The following is a 3,275-nucleotide window of genomic DNA, read 5'->3' on the forward strand; positions in this document are numbered from 1 at the left end:
CGGGCGGGCGTACGTCGCGTCGCCGCGGCTCAGGCGCGGGCCCCGGCCGGGCCCAGCCCCGCCACCGCCAGCCGGAACAGCCGCTCCGCCTGAGCGGCCGGTTCGGGGTGGTGCTCGGTGGCCAGGGCGATGCCGACGATCAGCGTGATGAGATCCGCGACGGTCACATCCGGCCTCAACACCCCGTCGTCCGCGGCGCGTCGGAGCAGCGGTCCGCCCGCCTCCTCCAGCGCCGCCGCGCAGGAGTTCCCGTGCACCGGGTCGGCACCGGCGTCGTCGTAGGAGAGTGCGGCGGCCAGTCCGCGAGCGGAGACGCAGTAGGCGACGACCTCGTCCAACCACTCCAGCAGGGCGTCCCCGCTGCTTTTCGCGCTGGCCGGCTCGCCGGTCAACTCGTGGGCGCGTGCGGCCAGCGCCTCGATCCGCTTCCGTGAGACCGCCTCCAGCAGCGCGCGGCGGCTGGGGAAGTGCCGCCGTACGGTCCCAGAACCGACGCCCGCGGTACGGGCGATGTGCTCCAGCGAGGCGCCGGCGCCCTGAGCGGCGACCTCCTCCTCGGCGACGGCGAGGATGCGCGCGTAGTTGCGACGGGCGTCCGCGCGCTTGCTGCCGGGCATCGCGTCACCTCCGGCTTGTTAAGTGGCGGGCCCCGCCGTATCTTAGCGGAGAAGAAACGGCGGGCCCCGCCGTTTCTCTTCGCCCGGCTTCCCGAGGAGCCCCATGTCCACAGACCCCGCAGACACCGCGCCCGTTCTGGTCACCGGCGCCACCGGCCGCCAGGGCGGTGCCACCGCCCGTGCCCTGCTCGCGACGGGCGTTCCCGTACGGGCCCTCGTACGCGACCCCGACACCGCCCGCGCCAAGGACGTCGAGGCGCTCGGCGCCGAAGTCGTCACCGGCGATCTCCACGACCGTCCCTCCGTGATCCGCGCCGCCGAGGGCGCGCGTGGCGTCTTCTCCGTGCAGATGCCCGCCCTCACCGCGGAGGGCTTCGACTTCGACGGTGAGGTCGCCCAGGGCGTCAACCTCGTCGAGGGCGCGAAGGCCGCCGGCGTACGGCAGTTCGTGCACACCTCGGTGACCGGCGCCGGAGCGCACACCGAGGCTCCCGGCTGGGCACCGGGCCGGTGGGCCGTGGAACCCTCGCTGAACGCCAAGAGCGCGGTCCAGGACCGCGTCCGCGTGGCGGACTTCCCGCACTGGACGCTGCTGAAGCCGGGCTTCTTCATGGAGAACTTCCTGCCGTCCATGGCGTTCCTCTTCCCGCGAGGCATCGAAGGCGGACTGGTGAGCGTCCTGCGCCCCGGGACCCGGCTGTCCCTCGTCGCGGTGCACGACATCGGCGCGGCCGCCGCCGCGGCCTTCGCCGCACCGGACCGATTCACCGGAATCGAGCTGGAGTTGGCGAGCGACCATCTGTCGATGACGGAGATCGCCGCGGTCCTCTCCCGCGTCCTGGACACCCCGCTCGCCGCACCGGACATGACCGAGGAGGAGGCCCTCGCCGCGGGCATGCCCCCGATGGGCGCCTCGCACGAGTGGCTGAACGTGGCGGGCCAGCCCGCCCGTCCCCGCGACGCCAGAGCCCTCGGTATCCCGCTGACGGGCTTCGAGGAGTGGGCGCGGGAACATCTGCGGCCCACGGTCTGACGCGTCGGGGCCGGGGGCGTGCTTCGCGCATGTGCCGTCGGCCGCCCGGCGGCCCCGAACGCCAAGTGCCGTTACCGCGCGAGGAGTTCGTCCGTCCACGCCGTGTGCCGCCGCCGCAGTTCCGCCGCCGTGAGGTCTTCGCGGCCCAGATCGCGGTAGTTGGGGACCCAGGACTCGACGCCCCGGTGCGACCGGGCGAGCGTCCACAGGTCCCACAGCCGCGGCTCGACCGGCGGGATGCCGCGGGCCTGTTCGTACGCGGCGAGAAAGACGTCGGCGAGGTCCTCCCCGTACAGCAGGACCAGGTCGAAGCGGCACCAGCCGATGTCGTACCCGGCCGGTCCGCGGCAGGCGCCCTCCCAGTCGACGACTCCGCTCAGGACGCCGCCGTCCCAGACCACGTTCCCCGACTAGGTAGTCGCCGTGCGTCAGCACCGGCGGCGCGGTGCGGATCGTCTCGTCCCATGCCTCCTCGACGAGCGGTGCGGCCGGACCGGACAGCCGGCCCCGCCCTCCCCGGCGTTCGAAGACGGTCTCAAGGCCGGTGGCGACGTCCGGTACGCGGGAGTGGATTCGGGCGAGGGCGTGCCCGAGCTGCCGGGCCCAGGGGAGCGGGTCGTCCGGGAGGATGTCCGCGGCGCCGGGCATGCGGCTGATCAGCACCCACGAGGTGCCGTCGCCCTCGCCGTCACCGTCGGCCTCGGGGCTGCGCGCGAGCAGCCGCGGCGCCAGGCCGTCCAGCGTGCCGATCGCGGTGAGCGCCCGTTCCTCGTTGTCGGCCGCGGGGTCGTCGGCGGGGAAGGCGCGCAGGATCATCTCGCGCCGTGGACCGCTCGTCCGTATGAGAAAGGTCGCGGCATGGGAGCCGCCGGCCAGCGGCCGTACGCAGTCGAGGACGGCCGACGGCCCGGCCAGCGTGGTCGCCGTGGTGAGCGCGGCGGTCGGCGGGGTGGGCATCGCGGGGGCCTCTCCTGTTCTGTCCTGCACTGTCCTCGGGCCGTGCGGTGCGGAGTTGGTGCGGTGCGGTCGGTACGGTGCGGTGCCCGACCGGGGGGCGCGGCGGCGACGATACGGCCCGGCGGCGCGGTGCGCGCCCGAATAAACGCCCGCCCGTGGCCGCCGGGTGGCGCCGTTCCGCAGGCGGCCGTCGACTGGGGAGAGGCGCCCCGGCACACGGCCCGCGGGAGCCGGGCTCTCTCGGGAGGCTTCCATGACCACGCGCTCCGACGGGTTCGACCCCACCCGGGTCGCGCACCTCGGCGGCCGGTTCGCGCCGGTCGGCGAGGAGGTGGACGAGACCGGGCTGCGCGTGGAGGGCGAACTGCCGCCCGAACTGGACGGGGTGTATCTCCGCAACGGCCCCAACCCCCGCTTCACACCGATCGGTTCGTATCTGTATCCGATCGACGGTGACGGGATGCTGCACAGCGTCCGGCTGAGCGAGGGCGGCGCCCGCTACCGCAACCGCTTCGTCCGCACCCCCGCTTTGCGCGCGGAGGAGGCCGCCGGGCCCGGTCCGCGTCCCGCTGGGACTGCACAGGACGTGGCTCCCGACGCAGGAGTGACGCGGCGCGGCCAGGCCGGTGCCGACGGGCCGCGCACCGCGGCCTCCCGCGCACCGCGGC

4 protein-coding genes are annotated in these 3,275 nt (G+C 74.6%); 2 read left to right on the plus strand and 2 right to left on the minus strand.

Annotated elements, in window-relative coordinates:
- Positions 1–29 precede the first annotated feature (29 nt).
- On the minus strand, positions 30–617 hold the full coding sequence (locus AN218_RS30175) for a TetR/AcrR family transcriptional regulator (protein ID WP_070020222.1): 588 nt from the start codon (positions 615–617) through the stop codon (positions 30–32).
- A 103-nt stretch (positions 618–720) separates the two neighbouring features.
- Here AN218_RS30175 and AN218_RS30180 point away from each other — a divergent pair, with 103 nt between their 5' ends.
- Positions 721–1,650: an NmrA family NAD(P)-binding protein gene (locus AN218_RS30180; RefSeq protein ID WP_070020223.1), complete on the plus strand. Its 930-nt coding sequence runs from the start codon at positions 721–723 to the stop codon at positions 1,648–1,650.
- A 71-nt stretch (positions 1,651–1,721) separates the two neighbouring features.
- Here AN218_RS30180 and AN218_RS38830 read toward each other — a convergent pair whose 3' ends face one another.
- Entirely contained in the window at positions 1,722–2,051 is a 330-nt protein-coding gene (locus AN218_RS38830) for a phosphotransferase (protein ID WP_216311827.1), read from the minus strand.
- 809 nt (positions 2,052–2,860) lie between these two features.
- Here AN218_RS38830 and AN218_RS30190 point away from each other — a divergent pair.
- Positions 2,861–3,275, plus strand: a 415-nt coding sequence (locus AN218_RS30190; RefSeq protein WP_141747760.1) for a carotenoid oxygenase family protein, incomplete at its 3' end; no start/stop codon positions are given.

The organism is Streptomyces nanshensis (genome assembly GCF_001751255.1).
Taxonomy (GTDB): domain Bacteria; phylum Actinomycetota; class Actinomycetes; order Streptomycetales; family Streptomycetaceae; genus Streptomyces; species Streptomyces nanshensis_A.

Bases quoted from the DNA above. Each gene is read 5' to 3' on its own strand.
- AN218_RS30175 (WP_070020222.1), bottom strand. From the start codon at position 617: ATGCCCGGCAGCAAGCGCGCGGACGCCCGTCGCAACTACGCGCGCATC.
- AN218_RS30180 (WP_070020223.1), top strand. From the start codon at position 721: ATGTCCACAGACCCCGCAGACACCGCGCCCGTTCTGGTCACCGGCGCC.